Origin of the sequence: Rhizobium leguminosarum (assembly GCF_010668065.1) — a bacterium.
Classification (GTDB): domain Bacteria; phylum Pseudomonadota; class Alphaproteobacteria; order Rhizobiales; family Rhizobiaceae; genus Rhizobium; species Rhizobium leguminosarum_S.
In genome coordinates this window covers 23,468-41,430 of sequence record NZ_WUEN01000013.1, presented here as the reverse complement: position 1 = coordinate 41,430, position 17,963 = coordinate 23,468, and the positions used below count along the sequence as shown (strand labels likewise).

The following is a 17,963-nucleotide window of genomic DNA, read 5'->3' as shown; positions in this document are numbered from 1 at the left end:
CTCACGCTGCCTTTCTGGAAAGGGCGGTGAAGCCTGCCTCGGGTGTGGCGCAGGGCGGATAATAGGCAAGGTCAGCCTTCATCCTCAGATGCGGCTTGCCATAGACCTCGAACTCCTCGATCACATCCCAGTGCAGCCTGCGGAACAGCAGGCCGTTCTGAACCTGCACATTGGCGAGGAAAGTGTGGCATCCGATCGCGTTGGCGGAGGACACGGCGAGTTTGATCAGGGTCGCCCCCAGGGCGCCGATCTTGCGGTAATCGCGATGGACCGCCAGTCGCGAGCCCCACCAGAGACCGGGTTCCGCCTGATGGATGCGCACCGTTCCGACCAGCTGGTCGGCGGCAATGCCGAGCATGGAGAGCGCCACGATCGGGATGGCCTGATCGTCGATCGCGTCGCGGTCATCGCCCTCGAAGATCTGCTGTTCCTCGCAGAAGACGGCACGGCGCAGCGCATGCGCTTGGCTGCGCTCCCAGGCGGAGGTCGCGAATTTCACCTGGAATTCGCTCGAGCGATAGGGAGCAAAGGTTTCGAGCATCATTTGGTAAGCATCCTTTCATAGGTGGAAAGGGCGGAGCAGGCGCCGCATTTGCCGCAGCCGGCCTTGATGTCGACGGCCTTCAAGCCGCTGGCGACCAGCATCCTGGACAAGGGGCCGAGGATCGAGTGCATGAAGTCGGGCCTCGGCGCCGGGTGGCTTTCGAGCGGCGTGCCGGAGATCGGCACGAAGGGCACGACGAAGGGATAGACGCCGAGCGCAACTAGCTTTTCGCAGATGTCCAGAATGGCTTCACGGCTGTCGCCAAGCCCAGCCAGGATATAGGTCGAGACCTGGCCGCGCCCGAAGACCTCCACTGCGGCCTCGAACGAGGCCATGTATTTGGCGATCGAGACCTGCGCCTTGCCCGGCATGATGCGGGCACGCACCTCTGGCGTCACGGCCTCCAGATGCATGCCCAGCGCATCGACGCCGGCCTCCTTCATGCGGGTGAACCATATATCGTCTTCCGGCGGCTCACATTGCGCCTGGATGGGAATGTTGACGGCCGCCTTGATGGCGCGGGCGCTGTCGGCGAGGATCGCAGCGCCGCGGTCGTCGCCCTTCGGCGTGCCGGTGGTCATCACCATATGCTTGACGCCGTCCAGTTCGACGGCCGCCTTGGCGACTTCCGCAAGCTGCTCGGGCGTCTTGTGGGCGATGGTGCGGCCGGCTGCCAGCGATTGGCCGATGGCGCAGAACTGACAGGTCTTGGTGCGGCTCTGATAGCGGATGCAGGTCTGCAGCACCGTCGTGGCAAGCACGTCCTTGCCGTGCAGAACGGCGATCTGCGAATAGGGAATGCCGTCGGCGGTCGAGCGCTCGTAGAAGCGCGGGCGCAAGGGAAAGGAGACCTCGCCCAGCACCGTGCCATCCCGGCTGATACGGCTGCGGCCCATCTCGTCCGGCTTTTCCACCAGATAGGGGCTCTCGAACGCAGGTGCGGTGTGAACCGGCACCATCACCGTCATGCCGTCAATGGTCAGAGCCTTATGGTCGGAAGGTCCGGCACCACCGCGGCGGCTTTCATGTCCGGCCTTGGGGTCAACGAGCCGGGCTCCGTAGGACTGCAATTCGTTGATCAGAATCTCGGTCGGCAGACGTGTCGTATTCTCCATCGGAAAGGGTCCTTGCTTCGACTGTGGGGAGGGATGGCTGGGTGGTGGTGACCATCGGTGCCGTGGCGCGGCCATCCATGACAAGATGCAGCAGCTCAGGTCGGGCATAATGGCCGACCGAATCCATCATCCGCTTGCGTTTGATAATCAGGCTCATGTCGAGATCGGCGATCAGGATGCCTTCGCCTTCCGTGAGCGGCGGCACGACATGTTTGCCTTCGGGCGAGATGATCGCGGTCATGCAGCCGCCGCGCAGGGCCTTCTGCAGGCCTGCGTCGGACGTGATGGAGGCGATCTGCTCGTCGGTCAGCCAACCTGTGGCATTGACCACGAAGCAACCGCTTTCCAGCGCATGGTGGCGGATGGTGACTTCCATCTGGTCGGCAAAAATCGGCCCGACCATGGAGCCTGGAAACTGGGCGATATGGATGTCCTCGTACTGCGCCATCAGGGCGTAGCGGGCCAGAGGATTGTAATGCTCCCAGCAGGCCAGCGCCCCAAGGCGTCCGACGGCGCTGTCGACCACCTTCAGGCCGGAGGCGTCACCCTGGCCCCAGATCATCCGCTCGTGAAAGGTCGGGGTGATCTTGCGACGCTTGAGGATCAGCGTGCCATCGGCATCAAACAGCAGCTGGGCATTATAGAGCGATCCGTGGTCACGCTCGTTGACGCCAAGCGCGACGACGATGCCATGCTCGCGGGCGGCCGCCGAGACGGCATCGGTGGCAGCACTCGGCACCGTAACGGCTTCCTCGTAAAGTCGTACATGCTCCTTGCCGGAGAGAACAGGCGGCAGCACGAAAGAAAAATAGGGGTACCAAGGGACGAAGGTTTCGGGAAAGACGATCAGTTCGGCGCCTTTGGCGGCCGCTTCGCGAATTGCATCCAGCACGCGGGCCAGTGTTTTCTCGCGCGAGGTCAGATCCGGCGCGATCTGCGCGGCGGCAACCCGGACGCTCGGTTTTTTCTCCATGACGAAATCCTCGATTGACGGGGCAGGAGGCGGAGCGCCAAGGCTCCGCCCGTTATTGTTCGTGCGCGCCTGGTGCTTAGAGCGTCCAGGTATCAAGGATGAAGGCGCCGTCGCGGCGATGGATCAGGATCAGGTCGAGAACGTCGAGCGGACTGATCGGCATAATGCCGGGGATCAGCGCGCCTTCGCCATGGCCGTAAAGCGCCTGAAGGGCAAAACGGCAGGCATAGACCTTGCCGCCTTCTTCCATGAACTTGACGATCTGGTTGTTGAAATTCAGATGGCCGGGAAAGGCCTCCGCGCCGAGCGTCGGAAAACCGCGCTGAACACCGAGCGTCACGCCCGGGCCGTAGAGAAGGATCGAGGTTTCGAAACCCTTCCGCTTCAGGCGTGTCGCCTGCAGCAGGTTGACGAATCCGATCGATCCTTCGAAGGCCACGGTATGGAAGGTGACGAGCGCTTTTTCGCCTTCGCCGGCCTGTACGTCCTCGAAAACCTTGTCCTCGTAATCGACAAGAAAGTCGCCTTTTTGATTGGCTGGCTTGGTCACTGCGGGCATGGATGGCTCCTTGATTGAAATCCGATCCCCATCCGGGGGGGGCATCCATCCAATTGCAAGCACCATGCCAGATTGATTATGCACAAATAGCAGTCAAATACAGCAATAATACATTCAATTATGCGCTCAATTCTCGGGATGAAAATTTTAGAGCTGATTTTCTGTGCGACTGAATGCAAAAATCGAATGCACGAAGGCCCAAATCAGATGCATTCAATTGATCGTCAATCAGTGCAAGGAGACATAATATTTGTGCGGCATGAGTCTTTGTCCCCGTTCGCATGGGGATGCGAAGGCTCATACCCGAACATTCGGCCTCAGCCGCATGTCAATGAATGCGCCGCGCCGCCTTGCGTCAAGATGACGATCGCATCAATCGGAAAGGACTGGTCATATCGAATGCTATCAATTAATGTGATTTGTATGCATTCATAATGACAATTTGCATACAAGTGTTGCAGCGTCTTTGCGCGCCTGGAGAGACACGTGGCGCTACAGGAAACAGGAGAAACTATGAGCAATAAACCGACGATCATTCTGGTGCACGGTTTTTGGGGTGGGGCCGCTCATTGGGGCAAGGTCATACTCGAACTGGCGCATAGGGGCTATCAGTCCATTCGCGCCGTCGAACTACCGCTGACGTCGCTCGCCGAGGACGCTGAACGGACACGAAAGATGGTGGCTCAACAGAAGGGGCCGGTCCTGCTCGTCGGTCATTCCTACGGCGGCGCGGTCATCACCGAAGCGGGAGATCAACCGAATGTAGCAGGGCTTGTCTATATCGCCGCATTCGCTCCCGACGCAGGCGAAAGTCCAGGCAGCATCACTCAACGGCATCCTCCTGCAGCAATGGCCAATATCGAGCCGGACAGCGACAACTACCTGTGGCTCAAGGCTGACAAATTTCACGAAAGCTTCTGCCAGGATATGTTCCCCGAAGACGGTTTCGTTTTGGCGGCGACCCAAAAGGCGCCGCTCGCCGGCACCTTTGGAGACGCCATCACCGCTCCGGCTTGGAGGAAGAAGCCGTCCTGGTATCAAATAGCAAGTGAAGACAGAATGATTGCTCCTGAAAATCAAAAGGCAATGTCGGCTCGTCTCAATGCTCGGAAAGTCGTGACCTTGGCGGCAAGCCATGCTTTGCCTCAATCAAAGCCCCTGGAGGTCGCGGCCCTTATCGATGAGGCGGCCGTAGACGTATCGAGGTAAGGACAAGGCGCTTGTGGCGGGGGCGTGAGAATAAGCGCACCCCCGCTTTCACGCCTTGCGTGCTCCGGTTTCGAGCACGATACGCCACAGCGAAACTGTTCGGATTTCTGGCCATTCCGCATTGATCGACAAGCTTCACCGCGAGAGCTACAGAATAGGCCTGATCGATAGCAGCCCCGTTGAGCGGACACATGATGAACGACACTGTCCTCCTTTTTCACGGCATTGCCCGGACGAAGAAAAGTATGGCGAAGCTCGCCGGCTTCCTGTCCGGCCAAGGTTATCGGGTTGTGAATGTCGGTTACCCCTCTACCAAGTTTTCGATCAGCGACCTCATCGACATCATCCGACCTGAGATCGACGGCGCTGCGAAAGAGGCAGGCGACGGCCGGGTCCATTTCGTCGGTTATTCGATGGGTGGGCTGATCATCCGTGCTTTTCTTGCGCGTTATCGTCCAGCCAACCTGGGAAGGGTGGTCATGGTGGGAACGCCGAACAACGGCAGTCAGGTTGCCGATTTCCTCAAGGGTTGGCCCTTATACAAGAAGGTCTATGGACCGGCAGGACAGCAGCTGATTACCGATCAAACCGCAATGACCGAGCTGTTCGGCACTGTGGATTATGAACTTGGCATCATCGCCGGGAATCGGACCATTGATCCGGTCTCCTCGCTTATCATCGGCCTCAGGGTTCCGAATGATGGAAAGGTTTCGGTGGAGAGCACGCGTCTCGACGGCGCGGCGGCGCATATCGTCATTCCGGCAAACCACACTTTCTTGCCCGTCAACAGGACGATGTGGAGCCAGACCCTGTCGTTTCTGAAAGATGGGCGGTTTACAAGCTGACACGATGTGCTGTCAGCTTCGCTTGGGTCTTAGAGATCACTTGAACAGTGCTCTTGTCACTGAACGACGAGGGCCTGCTTAACCCTTGAAATCAAAAGGCGGGAGCCGTCAGCGGTGAAATGCCCGTAGTCGAATTGGATCGGGTCTCCGCTTTTTGTCCACACGACACAGTCTGGGTTGCACATCGTCTTATAGGTGGAGATATATATTGCTCCGCTTCCGGCCAATGCGTCTCGAATGTCCAGGCCGATGTGTTGCCGAGGCACTAGATGATCGGCGGCGTTAAATGGTTGCTTCTCGTAGAGACTGTGAGCGAGCAACCGCGGTAGGGAAGATTTATATTCTGCCACTGGTCCGAAGACGACGATCTTTTTGGCGAACGGTGATAGGTAGTCCACCGTCCTTCTAATGAGTTTCACGTCATCTTTTGTCCAGCGTCCGGCCAAGACAAGAACATCCACCTTGTGGCTCGGCAAAAACTCTTTGAATATGTAATTCATGAGTTCGAGGCAGCGCTCTTCGCCTTCGGCGTCAAGAGTAGGGCGACATCCTGATGCGTTCGCTTGAATGACATTCGCCCCCGGAAGCGCCTTTAAGCCAGGATATAGGTGAGCGGCGTGACTGTCACCGACGAGGGCTATGTTTTGCTGATCCTTCGATAGAACCAAGCAGGTATCACGATCGTATTTTTCGATACCGTCGTTTGAAGTGAGGAAGCATTCACCGCTGCGGAAGGCTTTCGCGGGGTCGTAATCAGCAAACTCCGCCACCCGCTCAACGGCCTTGTTCGCCTCTTTCATTTGATCGGCAGCGAGTTGCCCGACAAATGCCAGGAGTGCTACGGAGGTTATTGAAGCAGCCCCGGCAGCCACAGACACCAGAGGTCGGTATCTCATTGTTCGGAATGGCGTTTCCACAAATCGCCACGAGAAATATGCGGTGACAAAACTCAAAGCGATCGGCACTAATTGCCAGCCATGCTCCCACGCCCCGTATTGGTTCGAAAACACCCAAATCGGCCAATGCCACAGATAGAGGGAGTACGAGATCAAGCCTATGGAAGTGGCGACCCTCAATGATAGAAGCTTGCTGACAAGGGTGCTTGGACCCGCCCAGATGATCAGCGCCGTGCCTGCGGTCGCGGGCAACGCCATCAATCCGGGAAACTCGGACGTCTTGGATAACAGCAGTGCGCTGAGGCAGATCAGCAAAGCTCCGATTGCCGAAAGCACATCGTTGACCCGCGTATCAGCGAATTTCGTCAAAACCGGTCCTGCGATGATAGAGCCTACGAGCAGTTCCCAGGCGCGATACTGCACAAGATAAAAGGCTGCGGAGCGATTGATCGGAACAGTGATAAAGGAAGCAATGATGCTGACCGCGAAAAGCCCCGCTATGGCCATCCCGGTTGCCCTGCGCCCATATCGGCTTGCTAACATGACGATCAGCGGAAAAAAAACGTAGAACTGCTCTTCTACCGACAACGACCATGTGTGCAAGACTGGGTTGAATTCCGAGGAATCATCGAAATATCCAGTTGTAAAATAGAAGTAAGCATTTGAAGCAAAAAGCGCGGAGGAAGTCACAGACTTAAAGACCCGCAAGCTTTCGTCAGGTAGCATCGTAAAATAAGAAGCCGCCATCACAAAAGCATACATGACCACGACAGCGGGAAGAATTCGTTTTGCTCGGCGACTATAAAAGTTGCCAATCGAGAATCGGCCAACTCCCACGTCAGCAAGAATGATTTTCGTAATCAGGTATCCCGATATCACGAAGAAAATGTCCACCCCGATAAATCCGCCGGGGAGAATGCGATCAAATCCACAGTGATAAAGAATCACAAAAATTACGGCCACGGCCCGTAGGCCGTCGATATCTTGACGATGCGCAATCATTTTGGGCCCCGGTATTTGGCCTCCCGGGATTTCGTACCGTGAGACCGTTTAATATGCAACCAGCATCAGCGTAAAATGAAAACAACTCGCCTTAGGCAGGCCTCCGGCGATAGACGACCTCGAGGGTCAGCACAGGCCGCAAGGTCATCGTGTGTTTTCGGGCGTATTGCTTTTTTACCATTCGCCTGATGAAGCTGGCGGGAAAGGGAGCGTTGTCCTTCCGCTTCTCATTTTGACAGTGATTCAACTAAAGGGCACATTTTACAGCTGCCTTTCAACGGTTCCACAACTCAGGCCATGAGAGAAGGGCGATTTAACATTGACTGCTGAAACGCAGCGCGGCATTGCCAGGACGCCTTGCAGGCCAAATTGGGCGAACGTGTGACCAATCTGGTGCCGGCATAGCGATCCCGGGTCAGAGAGCGCAGCTGGACAGGCACACTTTCAGCCGATGTAGCCGAACGCAATAAAACGAAGCGCAGGCATGATTTGCGCGATACTGACCGTCGGGAAGTCATGGGTCTATTTACATAGGCTCAGCGGTCGTTCAGGTTGAGATAATTTCCAGATATTCAAACATCCGCCACACGCCGCCTCATTATTGTGAGCTGCAACCGTATCTAATGGAGATCCGATGCCCGCCATCTTGCGAAAGAAAATTCACGGTGCATCCACACGGGGACAGATCATCGACGGCGCTGCGGACATCGGTGTCGCCTATCAGGTGTTTTCCGATACGGTGGTCGAAGACGTGGTCGTCAAGAATTCTCCCCGCGGCTTCAAATTTCACAATGGCAGGAATCTAGTCGTAAGGCGCTGCGAGACCGAGAATGTGAAGGGCGACGGCATTTACCTTACGATGACGTCGGACGTGTTGCTGGAGAACAACCGTGTCGGCCCGGCGCCCGGCCAGGGGGCGGATTGTTGCCAATTCGCCTACGAAAACGACGACCGCAATGTGAGCTCCAATGTCGTGATCCGGGGCAACCTTTTTCTGCAGTCACCGACCAGCACATCGAACAAAGGGGCGCTGGTTTGCGGCAGAACTCGACAATACCTTGTTGAATACAATTTCATCGGGGGAAAAAATTTCTCCTTTTCATCGATCGGGGACAATGCCGTCGTGCGCAGTAACGTCATGCGCGACGGGAGGATGAACGATTATTCTTTCGGCTATGGAGTTGGCGATCAAGTTAGCCACGTCGGCCACCATGTTTATGACAACAGGATCGAGAACAGCAATCGTGGCGTGAGTTTGAGCGGTTACTCGGACCAAAATCTGGCATTTCGCAAAGACATGGATATCCACGATAACGTGATCAGCGAATGTGAGATCGGGTTTTTCGCCAATCGACCATGGTCTGGAAGCTTTCGACGCAACATATTCCTGCGATGCAAGCAGGACATCGTTCTGAAAGGAAACGGCAAAGCGACTGCGGGAGAAATCGACGGCAACTATCTCAACGACGGCAGCTTTCTGAATGTCACGCCGCCGCCGATTCGCTTCCAGCCCGACGGAAAGGCTTCCGTTTCCTCCGGCGAATGGACGTTCGAGCCTGACGAAATCCGCATCCAGTGGCGTGATAAGGGGATCGATATATCAGGCGCCAACCGGCCCTCCATTGCGACCCAACCTGGCATGGAATTGTCATGCGTCTTGCTGGCCCGCAAGGGGCAGAATTGGATGCTGGCGATTGCTGAGACTGCCTATGACGATTTCACGCCGCGTGCGTGGCAGGAAAAGATGCTGCCTTGGCAGAAGCGCTATCTCTCGACTTGAGCGGCTGAGCCACCGTCAAGCCTCACGCGGTCTCCGGTTTGCCAACAACCTCGGACGCAGCTCGGAGAGTGCAATCACAGTGTGTGGCCAGAGAATAAAAGGTGCGAGCATCATCCCTGCCTCTGTCATGGATCCAAGCATGATCAGGATGATAATCACGATTTCCTTCCGTCTGGCGCCTGATCGCTCTTGATCGGATTCGACGATTGTCATCTTCCGGAACAGACGAGTCACCAAAAACAACACCCACGCACTGACGCCGGGAATGCCGATATTGAGGGCAAGTTCGAGATATGTGTTGTGCGTCGACCGCGCGTCGAACGTCACCTTGACATATTCCTCCATGACGTCTGGCTGGCGGAACATCGCAAAGCCATAACCAGTTATGGGCCTATCCCATATCAGCGGAAACAGCTGTTCCCAGATGTTGGTGCGCCCCGAGAAAGTAAGGTCTTTGCCGAAAGCTTCAGCAACGGCAGAGGCCACACCTAAATAAATGAAACTGGCCGCAAAACCCACAAGAAGAAACAACAGAGCGACCACAAATGAGCGAAAAAGGCGATTTGGATAGACGTGGATAATCCGGATAGCATACAGCATGACACTTCCGAACATCGTCAAGACAACCGCTGTCGAGGACTTTGTCGCTACAATCAAAGCGAGAAGGCAAAGCATCGCAGCCCATCGCACAAGCGTACTGTAACGAAGTCGGCCTAGCTTCTGCGTCGACAACAGACAAACAAAGCTGACTGAGCAAAATTGTCCCAATGTATTCTTGTGGTAAAATGCTCCCTTTACCATGCCGGCATAGCTGCCGCGCATGATTGCAAATTGCGGGAAAGCGGCAGTATATAGAACGTTGATAAATGCGGCCGCGATTGCAAAACGCCCCAGGATGCGAAATGCTTCCACGTTGCCATAGCGCGCGCGATAAAGAAGCGGCGGGACCGCAAGAACGATGACGGCGGCCAATCCCTTTAGAGATGCACCTTTGTCAATCGAGAAGACGATTGATGTCAGACAGGAAATGGCAACGACCCCGATGAGCGGTGAAATCCTTGATAAGGTTCTTATGAATTGCCGTTGTTCCAACAGAAAATACAAACCGGACAATGGGATAAGGCTGTAAAGCATTAACTTCATCGGAAGCGGGTCCACCGACGCGCCATCATCGAAATTTGCAGGCAGCCCGTACCACATGCCGGTCGCCCGCCAAAGCGCTGCATAAAATGCGACAGTAAGAACCAGCTTCGCCAGCACGTCTCTTCTGACGCGCCATCTGGAAGCAGTCCGCCGACGGTGGCTGCCTTGATAATAGTCTCGTGCTATAGACGCGTCTTGTATCGCCATTAAGAGCTCTTCTATCTCATGTTCCGGGATGTTCCTATTCGAAATAGGACTGAGCCAAAATTACAATTTACCTCTGTTGGACTCTGTATGCGACATTGAAATCATCGACACCGGTTTCTGCCTACGACCCATGTAAATCGATCGGTTGGCCACTCCCACAATCCAAAACAGCCGACACGTAGCTCTGCCTGCAGTATATGGTTGGCGTAAAATTCATGAATCAGATCAATAAGTTATTGCTTCAACTCCTGCTTAGGCCGCCATATGGGCGCCACTCTAAGCCATATTATTCGCCGAATCCAGTTTGCTAAACCTTCCAATATGTCGCGCCAACTGGTCCCAGTCATCCTGTCACGCGCTCGCAGCTGCGCAACGCCACTATTATTTTATGTGGGCCGCGCGCGCCGGGAGGTTGGCTGTTGTCGTCATTCGAAACCTCATTCAGCTCGCGGAACCAAAGGCCGAACCCGCCGTTGATTGCAATGCCCAACCGTGTCCGGGAGACAGGACAGACATGGCACGTCAGACATTCTGGAAAGGTTATCTCAAGCTCTCGCTCGTCACCGCCGCCGTCTCGCTGACGCCGGCGACGACCGAAAGCAACAAGGTCCGTTTCCACGTCCTCAATCGCCAGACGAAGAATCGCGTCGAAAGCCGCTATGTCGACAGCGTCACCCACAAGCCGGTGGCCGAGAGGGACCAGGTAAAGGGCTATCCGCGCGGCGAGGACGACTATGTGCTTCTCGAGGACGAAGAGATCGAAGAGGTCGGGCTCGAAAGCACCCGCACCATCGAGATCGACAGTTTCGTGCCGCGCGGCTCGATCGATTGGATCTGGTACGACAAACCGCATTTTCTGGCGCCCGAGGACAAGGTCGGGGTGGAAGCCTTCTGCGTCATCCGCGAGGCGATGAAGGCAAATGACGTCGTCGGCATCGCCCGCCTTGTTCTCTATCGCCGCGAGCGTGCGGTGCTGCTGGAACCGCTAGGCAAAGGCATCGTTCTCTGGACCCTGCGCTATGGCGACGAAGTGCGTGATCCCGTGGCCGAACTCGACAGCAAGGCCGAGATCGACAGCAAGCTGCTGACGCTGATGACGCAACTGGTGAAGGAAGAGACGAAGGATTGGAGCCCGGCCATGGTGCAGGATCCGATCCAGAAACGCCTGAAGTCGATGATCCGCGGCAAGCAGAAGAGCCTGAAGAAGGCGGCGCCCGCGGAAAAACCTGCACCGGTGAAATCGACCGGCAACGTCATCAATATCATGGATGCGCTGAAAAAGAGCCTGGCGGCCGAAGGCGGCGAGAAGCCGCGCCAATGAAAAGTGCCAGCGATTTTGGGAAATGACATACATAAAGCAAAGACTTAGAGCGCATCGCGGGAATCCACTTTGACGCGCTTCAGGTCCAGCCGGCTTCGCCGGCGCGACAAACCGATGCATTCGCGCGAGGTCGGGTGCGCCTGAGATTGCCCATCGCCCGCCAGGGGGAGAGGCCATCTCAGCTTGCCTTCTTGCTGCGGCTGTCGCTGCGCGCCGGTGCCTTCTTCTTCGCCAGGGCCTTCTTTGCTGGAGCCTTGGGGCTCATCTTGGCGCTCTGGCGCAGCGCTTCCATCAGGTCGACGACCTTGCGTTCCGGGGCTGGTTTCTTCTTCGGTGGCGCCCGGCCCTCGATCTTCGCCTTCACCAGCTCGACGAGGGCAGCCTCGTAGCGATCTTCGTATTCGCTCGGTTCGAAGCTGCCTTGTTTGGTGCCGATGATGTGGCCTGCAAGCGCGATCATCTCCTTGTCGAACTTGATGTCGGGAATGTCGTTGAAAACCGTATCGGCCGAGCGCACCTCGTAGTCGAAGTTCAGCATGGTCGCGACGATGTAGTCGTCATGCGGACGGATCAGCAGCGTCCGGTTGCGCCGGAAAAGCACCGCTTCGGCCAGGGCCGCGACTTTGCCGTCACGCATGCCCCTGGCGATCAGCGACAGCGCCTCCTCGTCATGTTCGTCGACGGGCGCGAGATAGTAAGGGCGGTCGAAATAAAGCTTGTCGATATCGTCATAGGCGATGAAAGCCTTGATATTGAGGACCTTGTCGCTTTCCGGCATGATTTCGGCAATCTCGTCGCCCTCGATGACGATGTAGTCGCCATTCTCCAACTGGTAGCCCTTGACCTGGTCGCCCCGCTCGACCGGTTTGCCGGTCTCGCTGTCGACGAATTGCCGTTCCACCCGGTGGCCGGTCCTGCGGTTGATGATGTTGAAGGAGACGCGATCGGAGGAGGAAACGGCGGTGTAGAGCCCGACGGCGCAGGCAAGGTCGCCCACCTTCAGATGACCCTTCCAGCTTGCCCGAGCGGCCATTCCATCCTCCGTCGCAAATCAGAGCCGGCTGCCGCTCTTGTCGGTTTCGAGTTCCTGAAATGCCCAGCCGCGGCCGTCGGGCGCGGGATAGGCGAGCAGCGCATCGCCATCGCCGATCTTCTGGCGCGATGCGGCGTCCTTGGCATGGACGATCGCTTCGTCCGCTGTCGCATAGGTTTCCGAAAGTGTGTCGCCGAGCTTATAGGCCCAGCCATTGTCATGCGGCACGACCTGATAGGTGATATCGGCCATTTCGGATCTCCTCTTCTCACTCAAATAGGGTGCATGATGTCGTCGGCTAGTTCCGATTTGCTTTGCGCCGTTCATCGAGCGCAATGATCTTCTCCAGCGATGCGATATCCTCGCTGGTGACGACCGGAACCGGATCGGCAGCGATGGCTTCCAGCACCTCCCGTGAGACGGCGCCATTGCGGATTGCCCATTCCAGCGTTTCGCGGGTTTCGCGCTCGGCTTTCAGCTGCGCATAGAGCGCAACGATCAGCCGATCGCGAGCATCCATCCGCCGGCCTTGGTTATCCATGCTGCGGACGTCAGGCATCGCAATCCACCTTTGTCACTGATTTCGTTCAGGTGTATTCAACTGATGACGGATGGAAAGGTTCCGAAACCCATGGGCGGCGTTTGCCATTGCCGCCTCAGGCGGAAATCACCATCTGCAAGATATTCGCAAGAGGATTTCAACATGGCCGATCTCAAGGCTCGTCCCCGCCCGACCGGCGCCACCGCCGTTCTCGGCCGTACCGGTTTTCCGCACGTCACCTCCGCCACCAAGGGCGAGATCGATATCGTCACCGCGCCGTCGCAGCCGGGTTTCAATCCGCTCGATCTGCTCTATTCCTCGCTCTCGGCCTGCCTGGTGCTCAGCGCCCGCATCGCCGCCAGCCAGATGGGCGTTCTCGACAGGATCAGCGAGATCACTGCCGAGGTCACCGGCGAGAAGGCGACGGAAGGCCTTTCGCGCGTTGCCAAGTTCAACATCGCTTTTTCGATCAAGGGCGATATCGACGAAGAAACCCGGCAGAAAATCGCCCATGCCGCCGAAGACGAGATCTGCACGGTGAGCAACACCATCCGCGGCAATCCCGAGTTCTCGACGACGATATCGGGGTAAGGCTAAATCTACATAATAATTATAGACAATCGAGAGCGGAGGATTGCGTGACCAATGCCCGGCTTCTATGCTCGGGCATCGAAAGCAATGATCCCGGCCACCATGCAGCCCCAGCCTCTCCCGACGTCTGAACAGCCCGTCGTCGCCATCATCGGCGGCGGTGTCTCCGGTGCCGGCGTTGCCTATCATCTCGCCAGAGCCGACTGCGGCGAGCGCCCTGCCATCGTGGTCTTCGAGCCGCGCGCCGAACTCGGCCGCGGCCTTGCCTATGACACGGCCGATCCGGCCCACCGCATCAATGTTCCAGCCGCCAAGATGAGCCTGCAGCCCGATGACCTGGGCGAATTCCTGGCCTGGATCGAAGCCCGCGACGCCGTCGCCGGCGACCCTGAGGCCAGGCAGCCCGATGGCTCGCTCTTCCCCCGGCGCCGGCTGTTCGGCGATTATGTCGCCTCGCTGCTGAAGCCACTGCTGGAAGGCGGCAGCGTGCGTCATTGCCGCGCTGCGGTGACGGCTGTCGAACGCCGTGCCGGCCGCTGGTCGATCCTCGACGACAGAGGTGGCGTGACGGACGCCGATATCGTCGCGATCGCCACCAGCCATCCGCCGCCGGCAGCTCCCGGCCGGCTTGCGAGCCGGCTTGCCGCCCATCCCCGTTTCGTCGCCGATACCACCAAGCCGGGCGCGCTCGACGTGATCCGCCCGCAGGACCGGGTGCTGGTCATCGGCAACGGCCTGACGGCCGCCGATGTCATCGCCTCGCTTGCTGAGCGCGGGCATGACGGTCCGGTGACCGCGATCTCGCGCCGCGGTCTGCGGTCTCGCGGCCATCCGCCGGTACCGCAGGAGCTCTTCGGCGATTTCGTCTCCAGTGCAGCCCATTCCGCCGTGTCGCTGCTGAGAGGGATCCGCGCCGCCATAGGTGCGGCGAAGGAAGAGGGCATAAGCTGGCATGGGGTGATCGATCAGGTGCGGGCGCAGGGATACGATCTCTGGCAGGCGCTGCCGGTTGCCGAACGACGCCGTCTCGTCCGCCATCTGCGTCCCTATTGGGATGTCCACCGTTTCCGGATCGCCCCACAGGTCGAGGCCGTGCTCGACGCAGTTGTTGCTGCGGGCCGCCTCGATATCCTGGCCGGGTCGGTTGCCGATGCGCGCATCGAGGGCGAGCTCATTCTTTGCACCCTGCAGCCACGTCATCAGCGCCAGCCGTTGGAGCGGCGCTATGACGCCGTCGTCGTCACCACCGGCCCGGCGCATGGCGGTATTCTCCAAACCCAGCCCTGGCTCGCAGCACTTGCGGCAAGCGGCCATTTGACGCTCGATCTGACCGGCCTCGGCCTTGCCTGCACCGAGCGCTCGGAGGCGGTCGGCCGGTCAGGAAAGGCAGATCCCTCGCTGCTGATCTCCGGCCCGCTGGCGCGCGGCACCTTCGGCGAACTGATGGGACTGCCGCAGGTGACCGAGCATGCCTTCTTCGTCGCGACGGAGATCGCCGAAAAGCTACGGGTAGCTTCGACAACTATGCATCCCGCCTAATTTATCATCGATATGTCGCTCTTCCGCTGTCCCCGGTGATCGACTTCTGATAGTCACTCGGCCACCAACTCTCGCCGGCCCGGCATTTGGGCGACCAGAAATATCGAGATCATGTCGCAGGCCGCTCCCACCCTTTCCGAAGCCTCGCCTTCCAACCGCTTCGCTCTTGCGGCGCTCCTTCTCGGCGGGGCGGCGATCGGCGGCTCGCCGATCTTCGTCAGGCTGTCCGAAGTCGGTCCGATGGCGACGGCCTTCTGGCGCGTGGCGCTGGCGTTGATCCCGATCGTCATCGTCTCGCTCATGAAGAAGGAAAGGGGGCCGAAGCCGCAAAGCCTTTCCGATTATGGCATGCTGGTTCTCCCGGGCGTGATGCTGGCGCTCGACCTCGCCGCCTGGCACCTTTCGCTCACCATGACGTCGGTCGCCAATGCGACTCTGCTTGCCAACCTCGCACCGGTTTTCGTCACGCTGATCGCCTTCGTCTTTTTCAGCGCGAGGATCAGCCGCGTCTTCGCGCTCGGGCTTGTCCTGGCGCTCTCAGGCGTCGTCATCCTGAAGGGCGGACCGGCCGCCATCGGCAATGGCGACCTTCGCGGCGACGGCATCGCGATGATCGCCGCCTTCTTCTATGCCTGCTACATCCTTGCGATCGGCAGGCTGCGCAGCCGCTTCGATACGATCCGCATCATGCTGTGGAGCACGGCCTGCGCTGCCGTCTGCATTTTTCCGATCGGCCTGATCTACGAGGGCCATATGCTGCCCGCGACCGTCTATGGCTGGTCGATCGTCTTCGGCCTCGCCTTTATCAGCCATGCCGGCGGACAGGTGGCGATCACCTATGCGCTCGCTTATCTGCCGCCGGCCTTTTCCTCGCTGACACTGCTGCTGCAGCCGGTCGTTGCGGCAATCCTTGCCTGGGCGCTGCTTAACGAGGCGATCGGGACGATGCAGGCGCTCGGCGGCGCCGTCGTTCTTGCCGGCATCATGATTGCCCGGACGTCCCGCGTTCAGGTGTGAAGCCGCGGCTGATCAGCGGTTTTCCTGCAGCAGCCATTTCTGGATGATCGGCACGTCGGCATCGCCGAGATCGTGGCCGCCGGCGATGACGTCGGAATCGACGGTGGCGCCCGAACTCTTCAGTCTCTCTTCCAGTTCGCTCGCATATTTGCCGTAAGCATCCGTCTTGCCGCTGATGACGAGCAGGTCCGTGCCTTTCAGATCGGCATGGGGATAGTCGCTCAGCACAGGCATGGAGCGCAGCAGCACCGCCTTGTGAACCAGGTTCGGGTGCAGGTAGAGCAGCGAGTTCAGGAGGTTGGCGCCATTCGAGTAGCCGACATAGACGACTTTCTGAGGGTCGAGCCCGTAGGATTTGACGGCGCCCTCGATAAAGGCCGCGAAGGCCTCAGCCTCGGTCTTGATGTCGTTCTGGTCGAAGGAGAAAGGGGTAATGCGCTTGTACCAGCGCGGAAAACCTTCCTCCGTCGCCCGGCCGCGTACGCCGAGCAGCGTCGCCCGCGGCGCCACCTTGTTCAAGAGCGGCATCAGTGTCGTCTCATTGCCGCCGGAGCCGTGCAACAGCACGAAGACACTGCCATCGGGGTCCGGGGGCGTATAGAAGCGGTGGACGAATGGCAGTTCGCGATAATTGACACGCGGCTGGCCGGGCATTGAAAATTGCGGCAGCATCACCTTCAGGTCGTGAAGATTGGTGATGGCTTCGGGCGGCGCGAACAGCTTCCCCCCGAGGGCGGCCTGCTCTTCGTCCACGGTCATGCCGGGCTTGTCGGTGGCGAGTTCCACCAGTGTACCGCCGGGCTCGCGGGCGTAGAGCGAGCGGAAATATTTGCGGTCATGCATGTTGGTCGGCGGTGCGTCGGTCGCCTCCAGAGCCTTGCGAACGGAATACAGCGTCTCCTCGTCGGCTGCGCGGAAGGCAACGTGATCGACCGTCCCGGTGCCCGGCGCGCCGGACCAGAAGCCGCGCGCATCGCGCACGTCGATAATGTCGCCGGATTGCGACACCAGCCTGTCGATCGTGCCGCGGCTGGCCTGGAAGCGGTAACCAAAATGCGTCTCAAGGAAGCTGCGGCTTTCGGCGGGCTTCTCCGTCAGCATGGTCGCGCCACGCACCCGCTGGATGGCATGCTCGACCGGGATCGAGGCGCCGTCCCAGGCGGCTGGCGATGCGAGGTTCTTTGCGCCCGCGAGCTTGAGGATGATGTTGTCAGGATCCTTCAGCCGCAGGACAGGCTCGCCGAATTCGTCGGCCGGTCCCTCTGAGCTCAGACCGAAGCTCATGGCGCGCGTCAGCCAGTAGCCGATGCTGACGGGATTGATCGACAGCGATATTTCGCTGATCTGGCCGTAACCGGCCCGGCCGGGCGCACCATCTTCCCAAGTGAGGAAGGTCAGCAGCGAACCCGGCGTCCCCACTGCATCGCCATAGAACAGATGAAGCTGCGTCGCGTCCTCGTAACCGGCCGTCTGCTTGACGAGCCGCATGCCGAGAAATCCCGCGTAGAAGTCCACATTCGCCTGCACCTTGCGGGTGACGGCCGTGATGTGATGTATGCCTGATACCATCGAGAGCAGTCCTGATTGAAGCGGTGTCGTCAGGAGCGCGAGTATGAGAGCTGCGAAGGTCATACCGTTGCCAATGACC

17 protein-coding genes are annotated in these 17,963 nt (G+C 58.6%); 7 read left to right on the top strand and 10 right to left on the bottom strand.

Annotated elements, in window-relative coordinates; all coding sequences use genetic code 11:
* Position 1 precedes the first annotated feature (1 nt).
* The 4 genes from GR198_RS27850 to GR198_RS27835 all read right to left on the bottom strand — a co-directional run bounded on the left by GR198_RS27850 (position 2) and on the right by GR198_RS27835 (position 3,191).
* The gene (locus GR198_RS27850) at positions 2 to 544 is read right to left on the bottom strand and encodes an MSMEG_0567/Sll0786 family nitrogen starvation N-acetyltransferase (protein ID WP_017992914.1); all 543 of its coding nucleotides are present in this window, start codon (positions 542 to 544) and stop codon (positions 2 to 4) included.
* Positions 541 to 1,659 (bottom strand): MSMEG_0568 family radical SAM protein, encoded by a 1,119-nt coding sequence (locus GR198_RS27845; protein ID WP_029874011.1) that lies wholly within the window; start codon positions 1,657 to 1,659, stop codon positions 541 to 543. Before GR198_RS27845 ends, GR198_RS27850 begins: the two co-directional genes overlap by 4 nt.
* A complete protein-coding gene (locus GR198_RS27840; RefSeq protein WP_029874012.1) occupies positions 1,586 to 2,632 on the bottom strand; it encodes a Nit6803 family nitrilase in 1,047 nt (348 codons plus the stop codon). Before GR198_RS27840 ends, GR198_RS27845 begins: the two co-directional genes overlap by 74 nt.
* A gap of 76 nt (positions 2,633 to 2,708) precedes the next feature.
* Positions 2,709 to 3,191, bottom strand: coding sequence for an MSMEG_0572/Sll0783 family nitrogen starvation response protein (locus tag GR198_RS27835; RefSeq protein ID WP_029874013.1), 483 nt, complete (start codon positions 3,189 to 3,191; stop codon positions 2,709 to 2,711).
* A gap of 513 nt (positions 3,192 to 3,704) precedes the next feature.
* On the opposite strand from GR198_RS27835, the gene GR198_RS27830 reads away from it, so the two are divergent.
* Together GR198_RS27830 and GR198_RS27825 are read left to right on the top strand one after the other, a co-directional pair.
* Complete coding sequence (locus tag GR198_RS27830) at positions 3,705 to 4,400, top strand: alpha/beta hydrolase (RefSeq protein ID WP_029874014.1); 696 nt, start codon at positions 3,705 to 3,707, stop codon at positions 4,398 to 4,400.
* Between the two features lie 194 nt (positions 4,401 to 4,594).
* Positions 4,595 to 5,245: an esterase/lipase family protein gene (locus GR198_RS27825; protein WP_029874015.1), complete on the top strand. Its 651-nt coding sequence runs from the start codon at positions 4,595 to 4,597 to the stop codon at positions 5,243 to 5,245.
* A 56-nt stretch (positions 5,246 to 5,301) separates the two neighbouring features.
* On the opposite strand, the gene GR198_RS27820 is transcribed toward GR198_RS27825, so the two are convergent.
* A complete protein-coding gene (locus GR198_RS27820; RefSeq protein ID WP_029874016.1) occupies positions 5,302 to 7,143 on the bottom strand; it encodes an acyltransferase family protein in 1,842 nt (613 codons plus the stop codon).
* A 634-nt stretch (positions 7,144 to 7,777) separates the two neighbouring features.
* Here GR198_RS27820 and GR198_RS27815 point away from each other — a divergent pair.
* Entirely contained in the window at positions 7,778 to 8,923 is a 1,146-nt protein-coding gene (locus GR198_RS27815) for a right-handed parallel beta-helix repeat-containing protein (RefSeq protein ID WP_029874017.1), read from the top strand.
* Between the two features lie 15 nt (positions 8,924 to 8,938).
* Here the strand turns inward: GR198_RS27815 and GR198_RS27810 are convergent, their stop codons facing one another.
* The gene (locus GR198_RS27810) at positions 8,939 to 10,273 is read right to left on the bottom strand and encodes an O-antigen ligase family protein (RefSeq protein ID WP_032984448.1); all 1,335 of its coding nucleotides are present in this window, start codon (positions 10,271 to 10,273) and stop codon (positions 8,939 to 8,941) included.
* 514 nt (positions 10,274 to 10,787) lie between these two features.
* Here GR198_RS27810 and ku (GR198_RS27805) point away from each other — a divergent pair.
* On the top strand, positions 10,788 to 11,594 hold the full coding sequence (gene ku, locus GR198_RS27805) for a non-homologous end joining protein Ku (protein WP_029874019.1): 807 nt from the start codon (positions 10,788 to 10,790) through the stop codon (positions 11,592 to 11,594).
* Between the two features lie 178 nt (positions 11,595 to 11,772).
* Here the strand turns inward: ku (GR198_RS27805) and ku (GR198_RS27800) are convergent, their stop codons facing one another.
* The 3 genes from ku (GR198_RS27800) to GR198_RS27790 are packed head-to-tail and all read right to left on the bottom strand — an operon-like array spanning position 11,773 to position 13,186.
* Positions 11,773 to 12,627: a non-homologous end joining protein Ku gene (gene ku / locus GR198_RS27800; RefSeq protein WP_029874020.1), complete on the bottom strand. Its 855-nt coding sequence runs from the start codon at positions 12,625 to 12,627 to the stop codon at positions 11,773 to 11,775.
* Positions 12,628 to 12,645: 18 nt separating this feature from the next.
* Positions 12,646 to 12,879, bottom strand: a complete 234-nt coding sequence (locus tag GR198_RS27795) for a DUF2188 domain-containing protein (protein ID WP_003545457.1) — start codon at positions 12,877 to 12,879, stop codon at positions 12,646 to 12,648.
* A gap of 46 nt (positions 12,880 to 12,925) precedes the next feature.
* The gene (locus GR198_RS27790; RefSeq protein WP_029874021.1) at positions 12,926 to 13,186 is read right to left on the bottom strand and encodes a hypothetical protein; all 261 of its coding nucleotides are present in this window, start codon (positions 13,184 to 13,186) and stop codon (positions 12,926 to 12,928) included.
* 144 nt (positions 13,187 to 13,330) lie between these two features.
* Between GR198_RS27790 and GR198_RS27785 the strand changes: the two genes are divergently transcribed.
* From GR198_RS27785 to GR198_RS27775, 3 genes are all read left to right on the top strand, one after another.
* Positions 13,331 to 13,759, top strand: coding sequence for an OsmC family protein (locus tag GR198_RS27785; RefSeq protein ID WP_029874022.1), 429 nt, complete (start codon positions 13,331 to 13,333; stop codon positions 13,757 to 13,759).
* A gap of 54 nt (positions 13,760 to 13,813) precedes the next feature.
* Entirely contained in the window at positions 13,814 to 15,298 is a 1,485-nt protein-coding gene (locus GR198_RS27780; protein WP_029874023.1) for an FAD/NAD(P)-binding protein, read from the top strand.
* A 111-nt stretch (positions 15,299 to 15,409) separates the two neighbouring features.
* Complete coding sequence (locus tag GR198_RS27775) at positions 15,410 to 16,315, top strand: DMT family transporter (RefSeq protein ID WP_029874024.1); 906 nt, start codon at positions 15,410 to 15,412, stop codon at positions 16,313 to 16,315.
* Positions 16,316 to 16,327: 12 nt separating this feature from the next.
* Here GR198_RS27775 and GR198_RS27770 read toward each other — a convergent pair whose 3' ends face one another.
* A complete protein-coding gene (locus tag GR198_RS27770; RefSeq protein ID WP_029874025.1) occupies positions 16,328 to 17,947 on the bottom strand; it encodes a VOC family protein in 1,620 nt (539 codons plus the stop codon).
* Positions 17,948 to 17,963: the final 16 nt, after the last annotated feature.

Bases quoted from the DNA above. Each gene is read 5' to 3' on its own strand.
- GR198_RS27850 (WP_017992914.1), bottom strand. From the start codon at position 544: ATGATGCTCGAAACCTTTGCTCCCTATCGCTCGAGCGAATTCCAGGTG.
- GR198_RS27845 (WP_029874011.1), bottom strand. From the start codon at position 1,659: ATGGAGAATACGACACGTCTGCCGACCGAGATTCTGATCAACGAATTG.
- GR198_RS27840 (WP_029874012.1), bottom strand. From the start codon at position 2,632: ATGGAGAAAAAACCGAGCGTCCGGGTTGCCGCCGCGCAGATCGCGCCG.
- GR198_RS27835 (WP_029874013.1), bottom strand. From the start codon at position 3,191: ATGCCCGCAGTGACCAAGCCAGCCAATCAAAAAGGCGACTTTCTTGTC.
- GR198_RS27830 (WP_029874014.1), top strand. From the start codon at position 3,705: ATGAGCAATAAACCGACGATCATTCTGGTGCACGGTTTTTGGGGTGGG.
- GR198_RS27825 (WP_029874015.1), top strand. From the start codon at position 4,595: ATGAACGACACTGTCCTCCTTTTTCACGGCATTGCCCGGACGAAGAAA.
- GR198_RS27820 (WP_029874016.1), bottom strand. From the start codon at position 7,143: ATGATTGCGCATCGTCAAGATATCGACGGCCTACGGGCCGTGGCCGTA.
- GR198_RS27815 (WP_029874017.1), top strand. From the start codon at position 7,778: ATGCCCGCCATCTTGCGAAAGAAAATTCACGGTGCATCCACACGGGGA.
- GR198_RS27810 (WP_032984448.1), bottom strand. From the start codon at position 10,273: ATGGCGATACAAGACGCGTCTATAGCACGAGACTATTATCAAGGCAGC.
- ku (WP_029874019.1), top strand. From the start codon at position 10,788: ATGGCACGTCAGACATTCTGGAAAGGTTATCTCAAGCTCTCGCTCGTC.
- ku (WP_029874020.1), bottom strand. From the start codon at position 12,627: ATGGCCGCTCGGGCAAGCTGGAAGGGTCATCTGAAGGTGGGCGACCTT.
- GR198_RS27795 (WP_003545457.1), bottom strand. From the start codon at position 12,879: ATGGCCGATATCACCTATCAGGTCGTGCCGCATGACAATGGCTGGGCC.
- GR198_RS27790 (WP_029874021.1), bottom strand. From the start codon at position 13,186: ATGCCTGACGTCCGCAGCATGGATAACCAAGGCCGGCGGATGGATGCT.
- GR198_RS27785 (WP_029874022.1), top strand. From the start codon at position 13,331: ATGGCCGATCTCAAGGCTCGTCCCCGCCCGACCGGCGCCACCGCCGTT.
- GR198_RS27780 (WP_029874023.1), top strand. From the start codon at position 13,814: ATGCCCGGCTTCTATGCTCGGGCATCGAAAGCAATGATCCCGGCCACC.
- GR198_RS27775 (WP_029874024.1), top strand. From the start codon at position 15,410: ATGTCGCAGGCCGCTCCCACCCTTTCCGAAGCCTCGCCTTCCAACCGC.
- GR198_RS27770 (WP_029874025.1), bottom strand. From the start codon at position 17,947: ATGACCTTCGCAGCTCTCATACTCGCGCTCCTGACGACACCGCTTCAA.